Annotated in this window: 20 protein-coding genes; 10 read left to right on the top strand and 10 right to left on the bottom strand. The window is 63.2% G+C overall.

Going from position 1 to position 19,534, the window contains the following annotated elements; translation table 11 throughout:
• Positions 1-39: 39 nt before the first annotated feature.
• The 3 genes from AC1Q7O_RS27125 to AC1Q7O_RS27115 are packed head-to-tail and all read right to left on the bottom strand — an operon-like array spanning position 40 to position 1,670.
• Entirely contained in the window at positions 40-618 is a 579-nt protein-coding gene (locus tag AC1Q7O_RS27125; RefSeq protein ID WP_492662445.1) for an RES family NAD+ phosphorylase, read from the bottom strand.
• A gap of 9 nt (positions 619-627) precedes the next feature.
• Complete coding sequence (locus AC1Q7O_RS27120) at positions 628-1,107, bottom strand: hypothetical protein (RefSeq protein ID WP_492662444.1); 480 nt, start codon at positions 1,105-1,107, stop codon at positions 628-630.
• Positions 1,108-1,121: 14 nt separating this feature from the next.
• Complete coding sequence (locus AC1Q7O_RS27115) at positions 1,122-1,670, bottom strand: hypothetical protein (protein ID WP_492662443.1); 549 nt, start codon at positions 1,668-1,670, stop codon at positions 1,122-1,124.
• A gap of 188 nt (positions 1,671-1,858) precedes the next feature.
• Between AC1Q7O_RS27115 and AC1Q7O_RS27110 the strand changes: the two genes are divergently transcribed.
• From AC1Q7O_RS27110 to AC1Q7O_RS27100, 3 genes are read left to right on the top strand one after another with little or no spacing between them, the layout of a single operon-like run.
• A complete protein-coding gene (locus tag AC1Q7O_RS27110; RefSeq protein WP_492662442.1) occupies positions 1,859-2,836 on the top strand; it encodes a LysR family transcriptional regulator in 978 nt (325 codons plus the stop codon).
• Positions 2,833-3,792 carry a site-specific integrase gene (locus AC1Q7O_RS27105; protein WP_492662441.1) on the top strand — a complete coding sequence of 320 codons (960 nt, stop codon included), beginning with the start codon at positions 2,833-2,835 and terminating at the stop codon, positions 3,790-3,792. The genes AC1Q7O_RS27110 and AC1Q7O_RS27105 overlap by 4 nt, the downstream gene beginning before the upstream one ends.
• Before the next feature lie 57 nt (positions 3,793-3,849).
• Positions 3,850-4,677 (top strand): DUF4158 domain-containing protein, encoded by an 828-nt coding sequence (locus tag AC1Q7O_RS27100; RefSeq protein ID WP_492662440.1) that lies wholly within the window; start codon positions 3,850-3,852, stop codon positions 4,675-4,677.
• Positions 4,678-4,727: 50 nt separating this feature from the next.
• Here AC1Q7O_RS27100 and istB read toward each other — a convergent pair whose 3' ends face one another.
• Together istB and istA are read right to left on the bottom strand one after the other, a co-directional pair.
• Positions 4,728-5,519, bottom strand: coding sequence for an IS21-like element helper ATPase IstB (gene istB / locus AC1Q7O_RS27095; RefSeq protein WP_492662439.1), 792 nt, complete (start codon positions 5,517-5,519; stop codon positions 4,728-4,730).
• A complete protein-coding gene (gene istA, locus AC1Q7O_RS27090; RefSeq protein ID WP_492662438.1) occupies positions 5,512-7,044 on the bottom strand; it encodes an IS21 family transposase in 1,533 nt (510 codons plus the stop codon). The genes istB and istA overlap by 8 nt, the downstream gene beginning before the upstream one ends.
• A 137-nt stretch (positions 7,045-7,181) precedes the next feature.
• On the opposite strand from istA, the gene AC1Q7O_RS27085 reads away from it, so the two are divergent.
• On the top strand, positions 7,182-7,748 hold the full coding sequence (locus AC1Q7O_RS27085) for a hypothetical protein (protein WP_492662437.1): 567 nt from the start codon (positions 7,182-7,184) through the stop codon (positions 7,746-7,748).
• 504 nt (positions 7,749-8,252) lie between these two features.
• Complete coding sequence (locus tag AC1Q7O_RS27080) at positions 8,253-8,489, top strand: hypothetical protein (RefSeq protein ID WP_492662436.1); 237 nt, start codon at positions 8,253-8,255, stop codon at positions 8,487-8,489.
• Between the two features lie 510 nt (positions 8,490-8,999).
• Here the strand turns inward: AC1Q7O_RS27080 and AC1Q7O_RS27075 are convergent.
• Positions 9,000-9,488, bottom strand: a complete 489-nt coding sequence (locus AC1Q7O_RS27075; protein ID WP_492662435.1) for a hypothetical protein — start codon at positions 9,486-9,488, stop codon at positions 9,000-9,002.
• 145 nt (positions 9,489-9,633) lie between these two features.
• Between AC1Q7O_RS27075 and AC1Q7O_RS27070 the strand changes: the two genes are divergently transcribed.
• Positions 9,634-10,140 (top strand): hypothetical protein, encoded by a 507-nt coding sequence (locus tag AC1Q7O_RS27070; RefSeq protein WP_492662434.1) that lies wholly within the window; start codon positions 9,634-9,636, stop codon positions 10,138-10,140.
• Between the two features lie 176 nt (positions 10,141-10,316).
• On the opposite strand, the gene AC1Q7O_RS27065 is transcribed toward AC1Q7O_RS27070, so the two are convergent.
• Positions 10,317-11,033, bottom strand: a complete 717-nt coding sequence (locus AC1Q7O_RS27065) for a hypothetical protein (RefSeq protein ID WP_492662776.1) — start codon at positions 11,031-11,033, stop codon at positions 10,317-10,319.
• A gap of 378 nt (positions 11,034-11,411) precedes the next feature.
• Between AC1Q7O_RS27065 and AC1Q7O_RS27060 the strand changes: the two genes are divergently transcribed.
• The gene (locus AC1Q7O_RS27060) at positions 11,412-11,780 is read left to right on the top strand and encodes a DUF3703 domain-containing protein (protein ID WP_492662432.1); all 369 of its coding nucleotides are present in this window, start codon (positions 11,412-11,414) and stop codon (positions 11,778-11,780) included.
• A gap of 36 nt (positions 11,781-11,816) precedes the next feature.
• Here AC1Q7O_RS27060 and AC1Q7O_RS27055 read toward each other — a convergent pair whose 3' ends face one another.
• From AC1Q7O_RS27055 to AC1Q7O_RS27045, 3 genes are all read right to left on the bottom strand, one after another.
• Positions 11,817-14,210, bottom strand: a complete 2,394-nt coding sequence (locus AC1Q7O_RS27055; protein WP_492662431.1) for a hypothetical protein — start codon at positions 14,208-14,210, stop codon at positions 11,817-11,819.
• A 167-nt stretch (positions 14,211-14,377) separates the two neighbouring features.
• Complete coding sequence (locus tag AC1Q7O_RS27050) at positions 14,378-15,505, bottom strand: HEPN-associated N-terminal domain-containing protein (protein ID WP_492662430.1); 1,128 nt, start codon at positions 15,503-15,505, stop codon at positions 14,378-14,380.
• A gap of 31 nt (positions 15,506-15,536) precedes the next feature.
• Complete coding sequence (locus AC1Q7O_RS27045) at positions 15,537-16,316, bottom strand: hypothetical protein (protein ID WP_492662429.1); 780 nt, start codon at positions 16,314-16,316, stop codon at positions 15,537-15,539.
• Between the two features lie 850 nt (positions 16,317-17,166).
• Between AC1Q7O_RS27045 and AC1Q7O_RS27040 the strand changes: the two genes are divergently transcribed.
• The 3 genes from AC1Q7O_RS27040 (at position 17,167) to AC1Q7O_RS27030 (ending at position 19,446) form a co-directional block, all read left to right on the top strand.
• Positions 17,167-18,090, top strand: coding sequence for a hypothetical protein (locus AC1Q7O_RS27040; protein WP_492662428.1), 924 nt, complete (start codon positions 17,167-17,169; stop codon positions 18,088-18,090).
• Positions 18,091-18,101: 11 nt separating this feature from the next.
• On the top strand, positions 18,102-18,383 hold the full coding sequence (locus AC1Q7O_RS27035) for a hypothetical protein (RefSeq protein ID WP_492662427.1): 282 nt from the start codon (positions 18,102-18,104) through the stop codon (positions 18,381-18,383).
• A protein-coding gene (locus AC1Q7O_RS27030) for an IS3 family transposase (protein ID WP_492662426.1) occupies positions 18,317-19,446 on the top strand; the annotation gives its coding sequence in 2 pieces (ribosomal slippage) (positions 18,317-18,578 and positions 18,578-19,446; 1,131 coding nt in all). Before AC1Q7O_RS27035 ends, AC1Q7O_RS27030 begins: the two co-directional genes overlap by 67 nt.
• Positions 19,447-19,534: the final 88 nt, after the last annotated feature.

Raw genomic sequence — 19,534 nt, 5'->3', positions numbered from 1 at the left:
GATTCGCGGCCGACCCATCCCCCGGGCAGGCAGCGGCCTTCATCCGAGCGGCAGGCCGCTGCCGCGGGCGACGGTGGCCACGACGCGGTGCAAGTTGCCGGACCCGGGTTCGACCAGGCGCTGGCGCCAGCGGGCACGGATGGCGGGAAGCACGTGCTCGAAGAGCGCGTAGCAGATGCCACCATGACGCTGGGCAGAGAGGTAGGCCACCCCGTCGTAGCCAGCCGCCGCGGCGCGCACGGCCAGGGCCTGGGTCGGGCCGAAGCGCGTCGACTGTAGGGCGGGGTAGTCGGCCGCGTGGGGCGTCATGTCGAGCAGTGTCAGGTCGCCGGCGACGCCGGCGCACAGCAGCTCACCGCAGCGCAGGCGGTCCAGCGACAGCAACGTCTGCTCGCGGCGTCCGAAGGCCTCGTAGCCGGCCGTCTCGGGTGAGTCGGCGAAGTAGGCCACCCGCCGGTTGCGCAAGCAGAAGCGGCCGCTCAAGGCGCCGGGCAGCGGCACCCGGACGACGCCGACGGCACGGTTGCCGGGGCGCGAGCGCACCGGTTGGATCCTGAAGAGGTGTCGGGCTGAGGTCAGCCGATACGGTGGGAGTTCATCGAAGGCTTCGAAGTTCATCTTGGAGGGTCAGAGACCCTCCGCGCTGGCCAACGCCAACACCCGATCTGCCTGACCCTGCTCGAGCGCCTGGCGGGGGGTGACCCCGCCTAGGCCGCCGTGCGGGGTTTCCAAAAACGCGAGCAGGGTCCAGCCATCGAGGGTACCCAACGCTTTGGACAGCTTGGGGACCACGTCCCACAGCGTCGGTTCGAATTGCCAGGCTGGCAGCCTGAAGCCGCGTTGCATGCGGGGCAGGCCGATGGCGCGCCCCTTGGCAATCCATGCGTTGATCGTCACTCGAGTGGTCCCGGCCAGCTTGGCCGCTTGATCGGTGTTCACCATGTCGGCGGCCTCCAGGCGCGCGTTGCGCGCGGCCAGGCTGCTGCGAAGCAGAGCTTGGGTTTCGGAGGCTGAGACATAGGGTGAGGGTTGTTCGCCTTGCCCCTCCTGGGAGAGGCGTGTCGCGGAGGTTGGGTTCGCGGGATGGGTCATCGTGAAGTCGCGCAATGCGTGCCTCCCCTTCAAGGAAGATTCCTGCCATCAACCTTCGCCGCCCCGAAGAAGCCCAGAGCTCGGCGAACAAGAGAAATCGAACGGATCCATCGCGGGGGAATGGTTCGCTTCACCACCCGCAGCGCCTGGAACCAAGGCGTCAGGTAGCGGGCGCCGACGCTGGCCCGCGCAGGGTTGCGCCAGTACGCCGACAACTGCTCCAGCAGCGTCTTCCGGTAGGAAGCCTGGTGCCTGTGCAATTCAAGGGCGGCCAGGATTTCGTTGTGGACGCCAGGGGCTCGGCGGACGACCGCCATGATCTGGTGCCACGGGTCGAGCGCCGCCATCCGACGAACCTGCTCGACAACCGAGAACTCAGACAGCGCCTCGCGTACCCGGTCCAACTCCGTCGCTTGGTCTCGCACCCGACGTAGTTCGGCGATGTCTCGCCACACCCCGTCGGCGGCCATACGAAGCATCTCTGTCGCGCCACTTCGCCGCTGCTCCCGCACGGCGGCCAAGGCGTCATCGAGCCTGGCGTCATGGGCAGCAAGGAGGTGGTCAAAAGCGAAGTGCATTCGGCAACTTTGGATAGTTCGTTAAGTTGGATTATAGAAAATGCCGTCGCCGACGCAAGTCCAGCTCGAATTTGTGTGGCAACGCAAAAACCGGCGCCCCTTCGGAGACGTTGCACCAGTAGACATCAGGTTGACAATCCATATGATTTACAACTTCAGGTTTAAATTAGGCTCCGGCCAGTCAACCCATGCGTGAACTGCGAGCACTTGCGACGTTGTCGAAGGCGGCCGAACTGGGCAGCCTGAGCAGCGCCGCGCAAGCGCAAGGGATCACCCCGCAAGCCGCAAGCAAGGCGTTGATGCAGCTGGAACGTCAGCTCGGCGTGCAGTTGCTCGCGAGAACCACCCGGCGGCTGGCATTGACGCCGGAGGGGCAGTTGCTTGTCGATGCATCCCGGCCGGCGCTCGACGCTATGACGGCAGCGTTGGACGCAGTCCGCAAGGCCTCGCTGGCGCCGTTAGAGGGCAGCCTGACGATTTCTGCGCCGCGGCCAGTGGTCAGCACGGTACTGGCGCCGTTGGTGGAGGCGTTCAGCGTCCTTCACCCCAAACTGTCGTTGCGGATCGCCTCCTTGGACGACGACGCGCCCATGCCGGAAGTTGACGATGAAGTCACCTTCAGCCTGGGCAAGCCAGCGAACGAAGAGATCGCTGTCACCCCGCTCATGGAGATCGTGTTTGTGCACTGTGCGTCGCCAAGCTACCTGGCTACGCACGGTGTGCCTGCATCGCTGGAAGAACTGGTGACGCGGCAGGCGGGTGCAATACCTAAGGAAGTGCGGGGCGTCCCCGACGAGCCCGACAGCCAAGCCCACGGGCAGCCCTTCCTGTCAACGAACGATCATGACTTGCAGGTGCAGATCGTCCGGTCCGGGCGGATGGCGTTGCAGTTGGCCGCCTTGGTCGCCGCGCCCCACATCGACGATGGCAGCTTGGTACCGCTGCCGTCGCTCGGCGTCGGCGCACTTGAGTTGTCCCTGTGCCACCTGGCCGCACCGGCGTTGTTGCCTCAGGTTGCCGCCTTCATCGAGTTCGCCCGGGACCGCCTCGAAGGCTGTCAGGATTTCGCGCCGACTGACGCCCGTCTCTTCGCGCTTGAGCGCGCTGCCACCCGAAGACCACGCCGCGCCGCCCGGCGCGTCTACGTCGAGGCTGAAACGCAATGACGGCCGAGGTTCAAGCCTACGTTCTCGCGGCGGATCGCGAGAACACGGTCAAGACCTACGCCTCGGCGTTGCGGCATTTCGAGACCGTCTGGAAAGGCATGCTGCCCGCCACCGTCGACACCGTGGCACGCTATCTGGCCGAGCACGCCACGGTCTACCGCGCCAGCACACTGCGGCTGCACTTGGCTGCGCTGGCACGCTGGCACGCCGACAACGGTTTCGCCGACCCGACCCGCTCGCCGCTGATACACAAGGTGTTCCGCGGCATCAGGGCGAAGCACGCCACGGCGCAGCGCCGCGCGCGACCGCTGCAACTGGACGTCCTGGAAACGGCGTCCAACTGGCTCTTCAAGGCGCAGGCTTCGGCACTCGAGCAGGGCCGCCGCACCGAACAGCTTCGACGCAGCCGCGACCGGTCGCTTCTGCTGTTGGGCTTCTGGCGCGCGTTCCGTGCCGACGAACTCGCAAACATGCGCGTTGAGGAAGTGGTGGCTGTGCGTGGCACCGGCCTGACCTGCCGTCCCGGCCGCACCAAGACCACGGACGAAGAGGAAGGCCGAGCCTTCCATTGCCCGGCGCTGTCGCGCTTGTGTCCCGTCGACGCCTATCTCGACTGGCTGGAAGTAAGTGGGCTGAAGGCAGGCCCGGTGTTCCCGGCCATAGACCGCTGGGGCAACGTGTCCGACCAACCCATGAAGAGCCAGGCCGTGTTGCCGCTGCTGCGCCGCATCCTCAAGGATGCAGGGACCGAAGAGGCCGACAGCTATTCCAGCCACTCGTTGCGTCGTGGATTTGCAGGCTGGGCCAGCGCCAACGGCTGGGACCTCAAGGAGTTGATGGAGCACGTCGGATGGCGCGATGTCAATTCCGCGCTGCGCTACATCGACATCCCGCAGGACTCGATGAAGGCGAAGTTTGAAAGCGGGCTCGCCAACAGCGCGCCAGCGTCGTCGTAGAGATCTGATCGAGCGACGCTGCTGTCGCCCACCTACATCCGTCCACGGAGGTGCTTCTTGTCGTCCTACCGCCAGCGATTCGTCGGCCTGACCGAGCTACCTCGAGGCCTGAGCGAATTCGACGCAGAGCATGCGTTCGGCCTGTCTCAGGCAGATGTCGAGAAGATCCGGAAGTTTCCCGTCAAGGCGCGCTTGGCGGCTGGGGCGCAACTGGTGCTCGCCCGCGCCACAGGGCGAAGCTTCACCCACACCAAGGTTTTGCCAGCGACCCTGCTGCAGTACCTATCGCGCACGCTCGGCGTCAACGACACATCGATCGCTTCGGTGAAGGCGCTGTATTCCAGAGAGCGCACGCTCTTCGACCACCGGAAATGGGCCTTTGAGGAGGCTGGCTTCAGAGCACCCGAAGATGCCGATCTCCTCGAGCTGCTCACCTCCCTCCAATCGCACGCAGCCAATGCCATCGCTGTTGATGACCTGGTCAGAGCAGGTGAGCTCTGGCTCTTCGATCGCAAGATCCAGCTGCCTTCCGACCGCGCCATCCGCGACGTGGCCCGCGACGCCTTCAACACGGCGGAGATCTCGGCGCTGGAAGTGGTCCGCAAGCATGTGCCACCGGCCAAGTTGGACGGCCTCATTGCTGAGGTCTTTGCCAAACGCAAAGGACGCAAGAGCACGACCGTCGTCGAGTGGCTGAAGGTTCCGACCGGCAAGCACAGTCCGAGCAACCTCACGGATGTCATCGGCAAGATCCTGTTCCTGAAGGGGCTGGGCGTGCACGAATGGACGCTGGAGGGCATCCCGCTGCTGCGCATGCACGCCTTCGGCCAGAGCATCGTCCATCGCCCGCCTGCACACAGCCTGTTAATTCCCACGCCATCCTGACCCACCTTTTCCGTCCAATCCTGACCCACCCTTGTTCGAGCCTCTCGGGCTCAGGTTGTGGGTAACTTCCTCGGTTTGGACTCCTTCCTGGTGTTGGGTTGAGCTGAGCTGTTCTTGAAGCGGTAGCTGTCGTTGCCGGTCTCGAGGATATGGCAGTGGTGCGTGAGCCGGTCCAGCAGCGCTGTGGTCATCTTGGCGTCGCCGAAGACGCTCGCCCATTCGCTGAAGCTCAGGTTCGTCGTGATGACGACGCTGGTGCGCTCGTAGAGCTTGCTCAGCAGGTGGAACAGCAGCGCGCCGCCGGACGAGCTGAACGGCAGGTAGCCCAGCTCGTCGAGCACGACCATGTCCATGTGGGCCAGCCGGTGCGCCATCTGGCCGGTCTTGTTGCACAGCTTCTCCTGCTCGAGCTGGTTGACCAGCTCGACCGTGGAGAAGAAGCGCACCCGACGTCGGTGATGCTCCAACGCCTGCACGCCGATGGCCGTGGCCAGGTGGGTCTTGCCCGTGCCCGGCCCGCCCACCAGCACGACGTTCTCGGCCCGGTCCATGAAGTCACCGAGATGCAGTTGCCTTACCAGGGCCTCGTTGACCTCGCTGTGCGCGAACTCGAAGCCGGCCAGGTCGCGGTAGACCGGGAACCTTGCCTGCTTGAGCTGGTAGGCCACGGCCCGCACCTCGCGCTCGGCGGTCTCGGCCTTGAGCAACTGAGCCAGCAGCGGCTGCGCGGCCTCGAAGGCCGGCGCGCCTTGCTCGGCCAACTCGCCAACGGCGTGGGCCATGCCGAACATCTTCAGCTCGCGCAGCGCCACGACAAGCGCGTTGGTCTTGGTCTCACGCATGGCGCACCTTCCTCTCCTCGCGCAGCGCGTCGTAGCGATCCACGTTGGCCTGCGGCTCGGTGACCAGGCGTAGAGCCTGCGGCGCGTCCACCGGCGGTGGCTCTGCCTTGCCGTCCAAGAGTCGGTGCAACACGTTGAGCACGTACATCTTGGTGGGCACGCCCACTTCCAGCGCCAGCTCTACGGCCGCCAGCACCGACTGCTCCTCGTGATGCAGGACCAGCGCGAGGACTTCCACCATCTCGCGGTCGCCGCCTGGCTTCTTGAGCAACTCGGTCTGCAGCTTCTTGAAGGCCACTGGCAGCTCCGTGAACGGCGCGCCGTTGCGCAGGGCACCGGGCTTGCGCTGCAGCACGGCCAGGTAATGGCGCCAGTCGTAGATGGTCTGGCCGATGGTGTCGTGGCTGCGCTCGATGACCCGCTTGTGCTCGCAGATGAGGTTGCCCTCGGCCGCGATGACGAGCCGGTCGGCATAGACACGCAGGCTCACCGGCCTGTTGGCATACGACGCCGGCACGCTGTAGCGCGTGCGCTCGAAGGTGACCAGGCACGTCGGCGAGACACGCTTGGTGTGCTCGATGAAGCCGTCGAAGGGGCGAGGCACCTTCATCAGCGTCAGCTTCTCCAGCTTCCAGACGTCGAACACGGCGCCCGGCTGCTGGCCGTGTGCAATCTCCTTCCACAGCGCCAGGCAGCGCTGCTCGAGCCACGCGTTCAAGGCATCGAGGCTCGGGAAGGCCGGCACGGGCTGCCACAGGCGATGCCGCGCGTCACGCACGTTCTTCTCGATCTGGCCCTTCTCCCAGCCCGAGGCCGGGTTGCAGAACTCGACCTCGAAGAGGTAGTGGCTGACCATCGCGGCGAAGCGCGCGTTGACGTCACGCGCCTTGCCGGAGAGGACCTTGTCCACGGCGGTCTTCATGTTGTCGTAGATGCCGCGCCTGGGCACGCCGCCGAACACGCGGAAGGCGTGGTTGTGCGCGTCGAACAGCATCTCGTGGGTCTGCAGCAGGTAGGCCCGGACGTAGAAGGCCCGGCTGTGGCTGAGCTTGAAGTGCGCCACCTGCAGCTTGGTGCGCTCGCCGCCCAGCACGGCCCAGTCCTCGCTCCAGTCGAACTGGAAGGCCTCGCCGGCGTCGAAGACCAGCGGCACGAAGGTGCCTCGTCCCGTGGTCTGCTTGGCCTCCTGGCGCTTCTGGGCCCAGTCGCGGGCGAAGGCCGCCACGCGGTTGTAGGAGCCGTCGTAGCCGAGCGCGACAAGCTCGGCATGCATCTGCTTCAAGGTACGCCGCTGCTTGCGGTTCTTGCCGGCCTCGGTCTTGAGCCAGTTGGCCAGCTTCTCGGCGAAGGGGTCGAGCCGGCTCTTGCTGGCCCGCTTGGCATAGGTCGGCTCTTGGTCGCCGCTGCGCAGGTACTTCCTGATGGTGTTGCGAGACAGGCCAGTGCGTCGGGCTATCTCGCGGATGGACAGCTGCTCGCGCAGGGCCCACCGCCTGATGACACTCAGTGTCGCCACGTCAATCACTCCAGTGCTCCTGCCGCAAATTGCGGCAGGCTAGGTTGATACGTGGGTCAGGTTTGGACGGAAATCAGTGTGAGAGGTGGGTCAGGTTTCGGAGGAAATCAACAGTCAGCCATATCCTGTGCGAGAAGCACAACAACTTGCTATCCGACTGCGACAACGAAGCTGTGAAGGCTGTATCGCTGTTCGAACGGTCTTTGGCGGCACCGGCGCCAGGATCGCCAGCCATTGATCGCAACGTTGACGGCCACCTGTTGGAGCGATGGCTGTTGAAAACCGCCATCAACATCTCCATCGGCAGCCGATGGCACATCGGTGTCGGCATGGCTGGATCGGAGCCCGGGCGAGCTTCGGAGTATCTGGTCCAGGTGGCGCTGGGGAAGCTCAATTTCAGCGCGCAACTCGGCGCCTACTTCCTGTTCCCGAAAGCAGAGTCGCTGCACAGCCCGTCAGAGATCTTGATCCTGCCTCTGGTTCGTGGCGACGAGATCGGCGGCTTCTATTTCGAGTTGAGGTCACAGCCGATCTTTCTGAACCTCTTTCCCGGTCATTTTCCGGAAACTTTAGGTTCTGTGGCCTCCATCCCTCTCGCCCAGGTGTTGCTCGATGCACCGCTGGTCTATCGACCGCCGATGGTCGCGACTGCTGTGGGGAATCTGCCGACGGGGATGGTTCGATTTCGCTGGGATGGCGGAATGCAAGGGTGACTCGCCAGCGCGCGCGACCCGCGCGCGCCTTCAGCGAATGCGACTCAACCCGACAATGAGGTTAGGCGCAACGCTGCACCGGCATCCGAATTGTTGCAAGGCCCGCGCGGGCGCATGCACGCGTTACTCGTAGTCCAACTTGAACGAGAGCAGGCATCCTCCAGGGCGAATCCCGTCAGTGTTGATCTCGAACCATATCGAGTTACCGGGCGTCACTGTCCCTTGAGCCCCGTCCCATGATGCGCTGCATTGCGACTTATCAGCCTCTGCTGACGGTTCTAGTGATACCGACAAGGCAATGCGCACTTTGACAGTTGCCGGAATGGTCAGGGTGATTCTGCAAGGGCCTGGCCGCTTTTCGTCAGTGTCGAACCGCGACCCTAGCCCTCCCCCGAAATACCGGCCCACCGCTCTAGTCACGGGAAGCCGTGTAGGTCCATAGTCAGAACATTGGCGGTCGTCCATTGACGGGTTCATGTTCTTTGCAGATATCAAGACGTACGTATGCAAGAAGCCGCGCTGGCCGAAGTACTCATCAGGATCCTGAATCGTCAGACCGAATTGGCACCCTCCCCAATCGTTGTCGGTGTTGACAAGGAGCTTCGGGACAATCCACTTTCCCTTATCGGCAGACCCGACATCCATCGTTGGGTTGCATTGGTGATAGCCGACGCCCTTGCTATTCGGGTCAGTGACGGCGAAGTACCACGCGAGCTTTGGGTAGCCGTCATTGGGCCGTGAAGGCCTGGGCCGTTCGGATGTTGAAGCTTCATCCGCCGGCGCCGCCAGCAGTGCTTGCGCGACGCAAAGGAGAGTAAATGGGAGGATGCGAACGATCAACCGAGCGAGTGTCATGGACTCTCCAGAAGTTCAGGCGCGCATGACCTCAGGGGCACGGCGAAGGCACTATCGCAGCCTACGCGGCCCTCGTCTAGGCGTGCTGTCGCCAGCCTGCACGACCCTGCCATTGGGCTAGTGAGCTACCGTCGATCATGGCGTCGGCGGCAAGACGTTGACCGGTTCCGGCAGAAAGTTGGCGTTCGTCGACTTGTAGCTGACGGGCCGAAATCACTGCCAAGCTGACTTCTGAGCCGTTCACACCTCCCTTCAGCCGCCGGTGCTGATGAACACTGGATCGCGTGCTCGTGACGCTGAACTGGATGCACGCCATGGGACTCGAGGAACGGCGCGCGTCGGACTCGGCCACCGGGATGCGCTTGTCGATGCCTGTCGATGTGCACCCTGACAGCCTCAAGCGCTGACGGTTTTTCCGCGCGACTTGGGCGCCAACCGAGGCCGTCGTCTCGGCCTTATCTTCAGCAATTGAGTTCGGCTCTGCTCTCCAGGCAACGGGTCCGACGCCAGCCCGACGTCGAGCACCTCGCCGTCGGCCCCAACCAATTCCAGGTAGGTTGATCCATCCTCGCTACGCGCGGACCACACCTCGCGTACCTCGTGGGAGGTCCAGTTGGCGTTGGCCGACTTCCACCCCGGCGCCATGCAAGCGACGCCGATCACCTCCTTGGCGCTCAAGGTGGGGAGGAAGCTGGTGAAGTCGTTCTCCCACGCGAAGAAATAGGCGCTGACGAATGTGGTGTCGGCGACGGGATCTCGCTTGAGCACGGACACGATGAACCAAGGGAGATGAAGACTGAGTTCCATCACGCGCCAGTGGCGCGCGTCCGGCGCGACCAAGCCGGTCGGCATGCGGAACTCGTAGTGAGGGAAGGTGAAGAACATGGGCCTTTGCTGCAGTGAGGCCCGGATGGTCATCGTCGATGCAACGAATTCGGAATCCGAATACTGGTGGCAGAGAAGCAGGATTCGCGCGTCAAGGCGGGGCACCAGGCCACGTAGCAACATGGACACCAGCGAGGGCTAGACGATGGAATGGCAGATCGGACGAACTGGCAAGAACTGGACAGGGCCGGAAGTTCTGCAAAAGCTCAATCAACTGCCAGGCCGACTAGAACTCGTTGACGGCAAGCTTTGCTTCAACGAGGAAGAGCGTCGAACCCTCTTGGCCGGCCTGCTCGAAAACGTGGGAATGGACGAGGTCCTCACCCTGGGAGATATCCAGGACTGGCGTGAGGCTCTGGCGGCACGTGCGGACTCGACAGATCTTGCAACTGCGCATGACGGCAATTCGCCGCCCATCTCGCATTGGAACTGCCGCGTGATCGCTTCTACGCAGGCCGCTGGGGAGACGTGGTTCGCGGTGCACGAGGTGTACTACGCCAACGGCCTGCCACGCTCGCGCGCTGAGGCGCCTGCAGCCGTCGAATGGTCCAGCGAAGACGGTGTCGATGGTGGTGAGCGGCGCTTGGAGAAGTTAAGGGAGGCCCTGCGGAAACCGGTGCTGAGAGATCAGGACTTCCCATCCGTGACGTAGGTCGTGCGCGAGGCGTCGATCGCATCGCCCTTGCGGCGCTGCCCGGCGCAGCTACTGCACACCCGCCCCAAGCCCATCAATGTCCCGCGCTCGCGAGCACCGCGCTGAGCGGTTCCGATCCGTGAGGACCAACGAGGTCGCAAGCCGCCGGAGCTTGCGTGGAGCAGGCGCCCTGCTTACTTGCTTGCTGGGGCCGGGGCGGGCGCCGGCGCCGGAGCAGGTCTGACCGGCGCGCTGGGGACGATGCCCGGCGAAGGCAAGCCGCGACGCTCCACCGAACTGGTGGTCTGCTGGATCAACGGGGAGGTCAGGCCGTCATGCGTGACGCCAGGGCGCGAGTTCTTCATCTCTTGAGCCTTCTGCAAGTTGATGGCGACAAATAAGGTGGTCAGGGTCACACCGACGATGAAGCTCGCGCCCGAGGCGCGATTCATCCAGATCACGATCCGATCCCACGGGTTGGGCTTCTCTGCGGGATCCTCTCTTCGCAGGTAGTAACCCTCGGCCACCTGTTGTTGAAACTCCTGTGCCCTCATGCTGGCAAGGAAAGACAACATGGTGATCACGGTGGCAGCGGTCAGCAGGCCCCAGGACGTATAGAGCGTCCACGCTCCGATCGCGTGGCCTATGGGTACAAAGTCCTTCAGGAAGCCCAGCGATACCGCGAGGCCCCCGCTGGATAGCGTCAGCACCGACTTGTCGAAGTTCTCGGAGCCGGAGACTTGGCGCTTGCGGACTTCCGACGTGTGGTCGGCGAACAGTTTTTTGTCTTCGTCCGTGGGCACATGAGGTGCACCCGCAGCGTCGACGACAACGGGCGCGGGCAAAGGCTTGATCCTCCCCCGGGTGACCTTCAAGCGCTCGCGCGCCGATGCCAAATGACCCACGGTCACTTCTTACTGGGTGCGGGGGCGGGCGGTGGCGGGGAGCGCGGCACAATCGCCGGCGACGTCACGCCTGCGTTCGGTTTGGGGCCGTTGGTCTGCGGACGACTGCCCGAGGGCGGAATGGAAGGGGGGTGTGCCAAGCTCTTGCCTCCCTAGTTTGGTCACAGACCGATTCTAGGGGGAGCGGCTAGGCAAACACTGGCGCAGCAATCATTGCTGATAGGTCCGGGAAAGGGCCAAGCCGTTGGAAGCTGCGCCAAAGGCGTGGTGGTGCTTAGTCGGCAAGAAGCTGCTGTTGAGACGATGGTTGTGGCGATGGCTTGACTCTGGAGCTACTCCAGGGTTTCAAATCTCGGCATCATCGCTATCGCCTCGAAGGAACTCATGAGTCAGTTCTCAACGCGCATCGCTCCTCACGTCGACCACGAAATCGCACAAGCTCGGCGACTTGATGCGTCCGGTTATGCGGCAGCGGGGTTCGCGCACCTTGAGCGCGCTCATGTACTAGGTCAGGGATCGACCTTTCATCATGTCCGCGTGCATGCACAGATGCTGGTTTGGGCGATACGGCACCGGGTTTGGAGGGAGGCTCGTGGCCAACTCCTCCGCATAGTTGGGGCTGCGACCAAGACTGCGTTCGGTTGGGTGCCACGGGGCAATACCGGCGGCTCGAATGTGAGCCCGTTCAAACCGCTGCCGGTTCCTGCAGATCTCGCCAGAGCGATTGACGCCGCCAGCCTCAAGGACGTTTGACCTTCACCTGACCAAAGCGACCATCGCAGGATAAGTTCAGGCGCCTGGCGGCTCGTACTTGCCGCTGGCGGCGAGCTGATCCAGCGACATGCTGGGCACGAACTTTTTGTCGTTCCGGTAGACGTTCTCAAGGTCCGTCTCGGAGAACTCAACCAGCTCGGACTTGGCAATCGAGTCTCCCTTGCCTACAGCCCAGGCCGACTGCCACAGATCCGCCAGAAGCTTCACGCTGTTGGCCAACGAGACGGTGGTTTGCTCGCGCACCTTCTTGTTGGACCAGAGCTGCCTCGCTCTGGCGGTCGGGCCGAGAGACGGATCATCCGCCTCGATGATTTCCATCGGCGCGAGACGTTGCTGGGCGTCGTACATGAGTTCCAAGGTCGCCCTTGCCGCGTCGTAACCCGACTTGATGCCCGCGCTTGACGCGGTCTTACCGGCGATCTTCTGGTTCACGCTGTTCAGCACATTCACGGTGTCGATCTCCAGCATGCCTTGCTCGTAAAGGCTATGGATGTCCGACGCTGCGGTTTTCTTGAAGTCCTTGAAATCCTGGGAGTCCTTGGGCGCCGGATATTCGCGACCGTCGTACACGAGCATCGGCGGCACGCCGTGGTGCATGTAGGAGCAGTGCAGCGGCTGCGAGGCGTCGCCCACATAGTGCGCAAGGACGCCGGCGGCGGCCACGAATCGCAGGACGTCCTTGGCCTTCAGGTAGGCGACCATGGCCTCCCAGATTTGCCAGACACGGAAAGGCAGGGCGCCCTCATCAGGACCCACGCCTGCTGCCTTGAAGCCGTCAAAGTACTCTTTCCACGCTGTGGCGGAGCAGCTCATCGGGTCGTCGTGGCAGCGGTCGAGCATCGACGGACCGCCGCTGATGTCGGCGATGTCGATATCAGCAAAGTGCTGGACACCCTCATTAGGGTGGTACTTCCTCGACACCACCCAGACGTAGTCGGGCACGTCTGCCAGAGGCACGTACGCATCCCGCCCCATCTTGAAAGCCTTGCCCAGGCCAAGATCGTCGTCGCCGAAGCCGATGCGCGCCTGGTTGGCCTGCATGAGCTTGCGAAGGCTCCCTTTTACGAGGTCGCAGGCCTTCCAACCGATCGCGAAGTGCCCCAGCTTTCCCCAGTACTCGTCGTGGCCAGTGCTCCACTCGCGCTCGATCTGCAGGTCAAGTTGACGGCAGACGGTCGACAGGAAACTGCCAAGCGCGAATGCGCTGGACTTGCCGTCGGGCAGCAAGAAGCGGCTGCCACCCCATTGCATGGCAATGGGGTGTAGTCGACGAGCCTTTTCGCCGCGGTTAGGTGGTGCGGCATTGGCAAGGAGGTCGGCGGACGGTACTGCGGGCTGCGACGGTGGGTCGTAGAACCATAGGGTGCCGGAATCGCCCGGTCGAGTCAGTGGAGGCGGCGGAGTGACGCCCGGGCCATCGACGCGCTTACGCGCGCCGATCAGCACATCGGTGGCGCAGTCCATGCCGCCACTGGAGCGGTACTGGAAGAAGAGGGCGCGAATCTCGCCCTCCATCACGCCGGTTGAACCGCCATAGGCCCTCACTGGTGTACCGATCAGGTCCAGTGTGAGCGTGAAGGCGGTCGCAACGAAGGGCTCATCGACCTCGCCGATGCCGAATACCTGGGAGGTCCATTCGCTGAAGTCGTCCAGGCGCACCAGCCCTGCATCGAAGTTGAGCCGGCCACTCACCCGGGAGAACTCGGGGAACGCGTCGGCGATCGGGAGCTTGGTCAGGCCGATGTCGGCTGACTCACCAACGCGGCGGTACTCGCCACCGACGGAAGCACGAATCTCCTGTCCGGCCGCCCCTGCCACGTGGCGACTGGTCAACGCGTAGTAGGTCCCGTCCCGATAGACCAGGCATCCGAACGAACCGAGGCGGTCGATGCCCTGGTCGACGCGAAGGCAGGAATAGCCGCCGCCCAACATGTCGCTGGCCTGAGAGGGCCCTGGCGCGGGTGGCGCGGGCGATTCATCCGGTGTCGCTTCGACGACGCAGGTCGGCACCACCCGGCCATCAGGCATGTACAGGGCGCGCGGAATCGCATTGGGGCCGAGCTCGTCAACATCCTTCCACGACCGCACGAACACCAGGACGGCAGGCCAGGACCATGCACGGATAACGCTGTTATTGAGCGTCCTCGGACCTCTAGGCTTGGGGGTGCCGCCCGGGCGTGGCACATCCGGTGAGTGCGTGGCGTACCAGTCGTCCTCCCGGATCAGGTACCGGCCGATGGCGGTAGCTATGACGTTGTCCAGGCTGGAGAGCTGGACATGATGAGCCTCGCGCGCCTCAAGCAAGTCCTGGACGGAGAGCGACGTGAAGTCGCGTCGAGGAGGGAAGGTGGCTCGGCCGATGGGATTTGTGGCCAAGTTGGCGTCTGCGCGCCAGACGGATTTAGGCATGCCGCTCCTCCTGAGGGATGGCCTGCCGCCATCCTGGGTGACGGCCGTGCCTCCCACGCCGCCTGGGGGCGGAGGATAGGAAGTTGAATACAAAAACTCAATGACAGAGTTGAGGACGTGTGCCCCGATCAGACGGCCATCGGACGATTGGCTCGCAAGTTGGATGTTCAGCCTGGAAGAGCCGCAAACTTTGATCCGGCGAACTCAAGCCATGGCTCGACAGCCTCGTACCATCTTGGAGCTGCCAACCCCAGATGCCCGGGCGACGCAAACAACGCAACGTTCCAGCCACCTGGGTGGACCGTGCTCCCATAGGCAATACCGTCGATGCGTCCACCTTCAAAGTCGTGGTCGCGCATGAACTCGGTGACGACCTGGGAAGGCAGGTACTCGATGTGCGCGTGGTCATCGCGCGCCACTGGCGCCATGATGTCTGCGGCGAAGCTATGCAGGAACTTCAGCCCCAAGCGATTGCTCCGGTGCATGTTGCCGAAGAATCCGGGCACTTCCGGCAGCCGGCGCAGGTCAAGTACCCGAAGAGGCCGGATCACGCGCCAACGTCCGACACGCGACTCAGCGCTGCGGGTTTCGAGAACCGCGGTCGTGGTGCTCGACGCCAGGTAGAGCATCGGGATGCCCGGCGGGTTCATGCGGTTGCTCTGCGTCGCCAGTTGCACCGGTGGCGGGCCAAAGCCCGCGGCATCGGCGCGGGCGCGCCGGGCCAGGTCGGGCCGGGCGCGCCACAGCCGAGTACCGACCGGAATTTGATTGATCAGTCCCAGCCTCGCGCTGATGTTGGCGATCGTCGAAAGCAGCGTGGCGGGGGTGTACGAATCACGGTCATCCTGTCCCGTGCTGTGGAAGAAGAAGCGCCGCTTGTGCTTGATGGTCTCGCAGAACTGGTCCCAGCTGGAGCCCAGAGCCTGGTCGACATCCAACGTGAGCCAGTCGTACTCGCACCAAGTCTCCTCGGGGAGCCTTCCGACCAGCGCATGACGCAGGCGCCCGCTGTGGTCGCGAGGGAAGTCGATTTCGGCCATGTCGACCACGTCATCGGTGTCCCATAGCTCAGAGCCGATGTAGCCGCCCTCAGAGCTGTCGTAGGGCAGCTCGTTCACCGCAAAGCTCCACCACTGGCACAAGCAGCTGAGGACGTGGGCTGCGAACTCTCGGAGGTCGGCGGTCGGGGAGTCGAAGCGGCCACAGAAGTCGCACCCGCGCGGGCCGGCCTGGTCGCGGATCCAGCGCCTCAGGTCAGCATCGCCAATGCATGATGAACACACGTTGTCAGGCATCTGGATGAGCAGCAGAACAGGGGAGTGAGCGCTAGATGAAGGTGTCAGCCATGTCGACCAGACGTGCGAGTTCCGTGGCGCCGGCGGTGTAGCTCATCAACCATCGAACGTCACGGTAGAAGTGGTCATAGTCGACATGGCGCTCACTGTCCTCCCTCTCCACGTGTGGCTTTTCGAGCATGTCGGTGTACACCAAGCCGATCCGCTCAAGCTTTGCAGCCCACAGGCCCAACTCCATCGCAAGGTTCAATGGAGCCAGTGAGACATGGCCGCCTGTGGAGGAGCCGATATCTGCCGGCACCATTTCAGTTCGCACCGTCACCATCAACGCCGTACCGTACTCCCGCTGGACGTCGGCGTTCTCGCCGGGGCGCGCCTTCCCGTCCAAGATCCGTTCCAGTTCGGCGACCTTGTTCCGAACGCCACGGAGTTCGTCGTCGGTGAGTTCCTCCGCTGCGGCCAGCAACTGGTCCTCCTCGTCGTTGGCCTCCCGCTGTTGGTTGACCAACCTCGCGGTGATGAGAGCGATGACGCGTGGGCCCAACAGGCGTGAGCGGGACAGGCAAACAGATCGATAGGCGTCAAAAACCACGTTGCGAGCCACATCCGTGCCTAGGACGTTACTGAGGTCTACGGCGATGTCACCGCTGGTCGCGGCGGCGTCCGCTACATGGCGGCAGAACACATCGAAGAACTCCTGAGCGCGGCGCTTGCTCCAGCCCTCGATCACCGATCGCGTTGCCGACATCACCAGCTCCTGCGCCCCGCTCTTGACCCCGTCAAGAATCACTGCGCCACCCGGAATCAACATAGATGCTCCTTCGAACAAGCCAAGATTTGGGCCTCGGCAATCGGTGAAAACCGGCCGAAACCTCAACGTTGAGAGGAAGAGGTCCAGTGCGTGCCGCCCAGATGGCGGAAATCGGATGGACTATGTGCCCGAGATGTCGCCCGCTCGAAAGCCAGGCAACCCAGACGTCGCATCGATGGTGTCGCAATGTGACCAGCAAGACATTATGGGATCAGGGTTTTCACCATGAGGGCTCCCAGCTCGTCAACCGTCACCAAGTGGGCGATGCGTTTTCTTCACCTGCTCGAAGCTGGGGTAGGTGGCGCCCTCAAGTCGGCATCCACAAACTCCTTCGCGCGCCGATCGATGCACTTGGTAGTCAGCCAGCTGAAGCTCCCGCGTGCCCGCAGCCAGCGACAGGGAAGGTCAGGAACTTGCCGCATCCCCTGCGCCGGCAGCAGGACTGGTAAAATGCACAGTACCCCAATGGTGTTGCGCCTGCACGCTTTCGTAGGTGCTTTGCTTCGAAAAATCAGGCTATATACTGCTTCTCATCCGACGGGGTACCCCGGGACACTCAACGCATGGTGGCGGTCTTGACCGCAGCTGTGTTCGGATAGCCAGGCGATGTGTGGTGTGACGCGCCTTTGCTTTGGGACTGTTCTCCGCCCGAAGTGGATGACTAGGGGATAGCTCTAACGCCTGACAAGCGCTGGCATGAGTGGTCAATCGGCCAACTTGCTGGGAGTGATTTGGAGTGTGTCAACTCCGCTGCGATGAAACTCGGAGCTTCGCGGCAAATGGCTCTTCCGAACCTCTTCAGATCACCTCATGCAGGACTGCATGAGGTGTTCGTACTTCTGGCCACCAAATGTCATCCAAGAACCTTACCGAAGTCGAGATCCAAGCCATCAAGCACGCCTTGATCATGCGCCGCTCTGGGAAGGGCGACTTGATACTTGGAGCGCAACTCGGGCAGGTAATCGCCAAAGCGATTGCACCCCGCGTTATCCATGACCTTCCGATTCTGCGCGATCTGGCTGCCGAAGAATTGGGAGTGCTCGTCGAAGTGGTTCCAAACGCCGCATCGAACTCCGACATCGAATACCGGATCATTGCGGATCAGAGCCCCGCGTCAATCAGTCGAGAAGAGCTGAAGACTGTTGCAGGCGTTGAGCTTTGGAAGTTCTTCTCCAACCCCAATCAGTCCTGCTCTTTGGCGGTCGATCCGTCCACAGGTGCAATCTTCGTTGCCGCTCTCAGGGCGATCTTTCCGGTTGGGCTGCAGAAGCTCGAACGGATGGACGGCGAGGACTACCGTGTCTTGGCCGGCCAGTTCGCCGCACAACAGGAACCTCAGCTTCGGGAGAAGCTAGAGGCGTGCTTGTCCGAGACGCACTTTTACGATTTTTGGATCAACGTGCTCAAGGGGGCTGGTTCACAGGATCGCAAGCTCCTGAAGACGTGGGAGACGCTCCGGACTGAGCATGTCGCGAAACGCCTTGGTGAGCGCCTGAGCAGCGCCGGCGTTCCGGTTGCCTTGCAGGCTGAGATCATCTCGGCAGCTCGCGCCCGGAAGAAACCCGCAACTGCGCAAGGTTCTGCGCAAGAGAATGTCTCAGCGCCGCACCGCTTGTCGCAGCACGTCGCAGGCGTCGCAACAGACGACGTTGCGCTCGACCGTTTGCGTGAGATCGTTCATGCAGCGGTAGATCGCATGAGCCTCACGGAGCTTCGCGAAGTGCGCATTCCCGCGGGCATACTGCTTGACGTCGCCCAGCAAAAACTGAACTGAGACGCCGGTCGATGCGCCGCTTGGTGATTGTTTGCCGGCCGCAGGATCGCGCTGAGATTGATGCGCGCGTAAAGGAGTACGCCCATCCTGGTGTCGTAAACGACTTCGTGAAAATCTGGGAGATCGACGTGAACGTCGATGATCCCCAGGACACGGCCTTTGACCTGCAACCCGCCATCCGTACCAAGGCAATAGAGAAGAATCCGCGCAACCGAGAGGAAGCGCGATGCGCAAGAGCAGATTCACAGACGAGCAAGTCATCGGGTTCATCAAGCAGGCCGACGCTGGCATGAGCGTGGCGGACCTGTGCCGCCGGGAGGGCTTTAGTTCGGCGACCTTCTACAAGTGGCGGGCCAAGTTCGGCGGCATGGAGACCAGCGACGCGAAGCGGCTGCGCGACCTGGAGGCTGAGAACAACCGGCTCAAGAAGCTGCTGGCCGAGGCGGTGCTGGATAACGAGGCGCTGAAGGTGGCCTTCGGCGTAAAGCGCTGAGCCCACCGGCGAAGCGACGCGCGGTGGGCAAGATGCTTGAAACAACCTCGATCAGTGAACGGCGCGCCTGCGCCTTGGTGGGTCTGTCGCGCGACAGCTGGCGGCATCCACCCCAGCGTGCCCAGCACGACCAGGCGACGAGCCAGCGCATCGTCGAGCTGGCGCACGAACGGCGGCGCTTCGGCTACCGGCGCATCGGCGATCTGCTGCGGGCCGCAGGCACGAAGATCAACGACAAGCGCGTGTACCGGCTCTACAAGCTGGCGGACCTGTCGGTGCGCAAGCGCCGCGGCAAGCAGCGCCTGAAGCTCGAACGGGTGCCTTTGCACGAGTGCCGGACCATCAACGAGGTGTGGAGCATGGACTTCGTCAGCGACAGCCTGGCCAGCGGGCGGCGCATCAAGTGCCTGACCGTGACCGACGACTTCAGCCACGAGTGCGTGGACATCGCCGTCGATCACGGCATTGGTGGCGAGTACGTCGTGCGCGTGCTGGACCAGGTCGCCAGGTTCAGGGGCTATCCGCAGGCCGTCAGAACCGACCAGGGCCCGGAGTTCACCAGCCGGGCCTTCATGGCTTGGGCGCAGGCCAAGGGAGTGCGCCACATCCTCAACCAGCCCGGCAAGCCCACGCAGAACGCCTATATCGAGAGCTTCAACGGCAAGTTCCGCGACGAGTGCTTGAACGAGCACTGGTTCCAAAGCCTGAAACAGGCGCGCGACGAGGTCGCACGCTGGCGGACCGACTACAACGAGGTGCGGCCGCACAGCAGCTGCGGGCGGATGCCGCCAGCGAAGTTCGCGGCCCAGCATCGCCAAACAACCGGCGGCGCCGTGCCAGCGCCGCATCAAACCCAGGAGTAATCTCCTTCAACCTGACCCTGTCCCAGGTTTCCGTACCGTTCGGTAACAGAATGGACCGGCATGAAGAGGCCCAGGAAGGGGCCAGGAG

This window comes from Roseateles sp. GW823-FHT07B05 (assembly GCF_058794515.1).
This window is presented reverse-complemented; position numbering and strand designations above follow the sequence as displayed.

Excerpts from the sequence above, each read along its gene's own strand:
- AC1Q7O_RS27125 (WP_492662445.1), bottom strand. The coding sequence starts at position 618 with ATGAACTTCGAAGCCTTCGATGAACTCCCACCGTATCGGCTGACCTCA.
- AC1Q7O_RS27115 (WP_492662443.1), bottom strand. The coding sequence starts at position 1,670 with ATGCACTTCGCTTTTGACCACCTCCTTGCTGCCCATGACGCCAGGCTC.
- AC1Q7O_RS27110 (WP_492662442.1), top strand. The coding sequence starts at position 1,859 with ATGCGTGAACTGCGAGCACTTGCGACGTTGTCGAAGGCGGCCGAACTG.
- AC1Q7O_RS27105 (WP_492662441.1), top strand. The coding sequence starts at position 2,833 with ATGACGGCCGAGGTTCAAGCCTACGTTCTCGCGGCGGATCGCGAGAAC.
- istB (WP_492662439.1), bottom strand. The coding sequence starts at position 5,519 with ATGCGTGAGACCAAGACCAACGCGCTTGTCGTGGCGCTGCGCGAGCTG.
- AC1Q7O_RS27080 (WP_492662436.1), top strand. The coding sequence starts at position 8,253 with ATGCAAGAAGCCGCGCTGGCCGAAGTACTCATCAGGATCCTGAATCGT.
- AC1Q7O_RS27075 (WP_492662435.1), bottom strand. The coding sequence starts at position 9,488 with ATGTTCTTCACCTTCCCTCACTACGAGTTCCGCATGCCGACCGGCTTG.
- AC1Q7O_RS27070 (WP_492662434.1), top strand. The coding sequence starts at position 9,634 with ATGGAATGGCAGATCGGACGAACTGGCAAGAACTGGACAGGGCCGGAA.
- AC1Q7O_RS27060 (WP_492662432.1), top strand. The coding sequence starts at position 11,412 with ATGAGTCAGTTCTCAACGCGCATCGCTCCTCACGTCGACCACGAAATC.
- AC1Q7O_RS27055 (WP_492662431.1), bottom strand. The coding sequence starts at position 14,210 with ATGCCTAAATCCGTCTGGCGCGCAGACGCCAACTTGGCCACAAATCCC.
- AC1Q7O_RS27050 (WP_492662430.1), bottom strand. The coding sequence starts at position 15,505 with ATGCCTGACAACGTGTGTTCATCATGCATTGGCGATGCTGACCTGAGG.
- AC1Q7O_RS27045 (WP_492662429.1), bottom strand. The coding sequence starts at position 16,316 with ATGTTGATTCCGGGTGGCGCAGTGATTCTTGACGGGGTCAAGAGCGGG.
- AC1Q7O_RS27040 (WP_492662428.1), top strand. The coding sequence starts at position 17,167 with ATGTCATCCAAGAACCTTACCGAAGTCGAGATCCAAGCCATCAAGCAC.
- AC1Q7O_RS27035 (WP_492662427.1), top strand. The coding sequence starts at position 18,102 with ATGCGCCGCTTGGTGATTGTTTGCCGGCCGCAGGATCGCGCTGAGATT.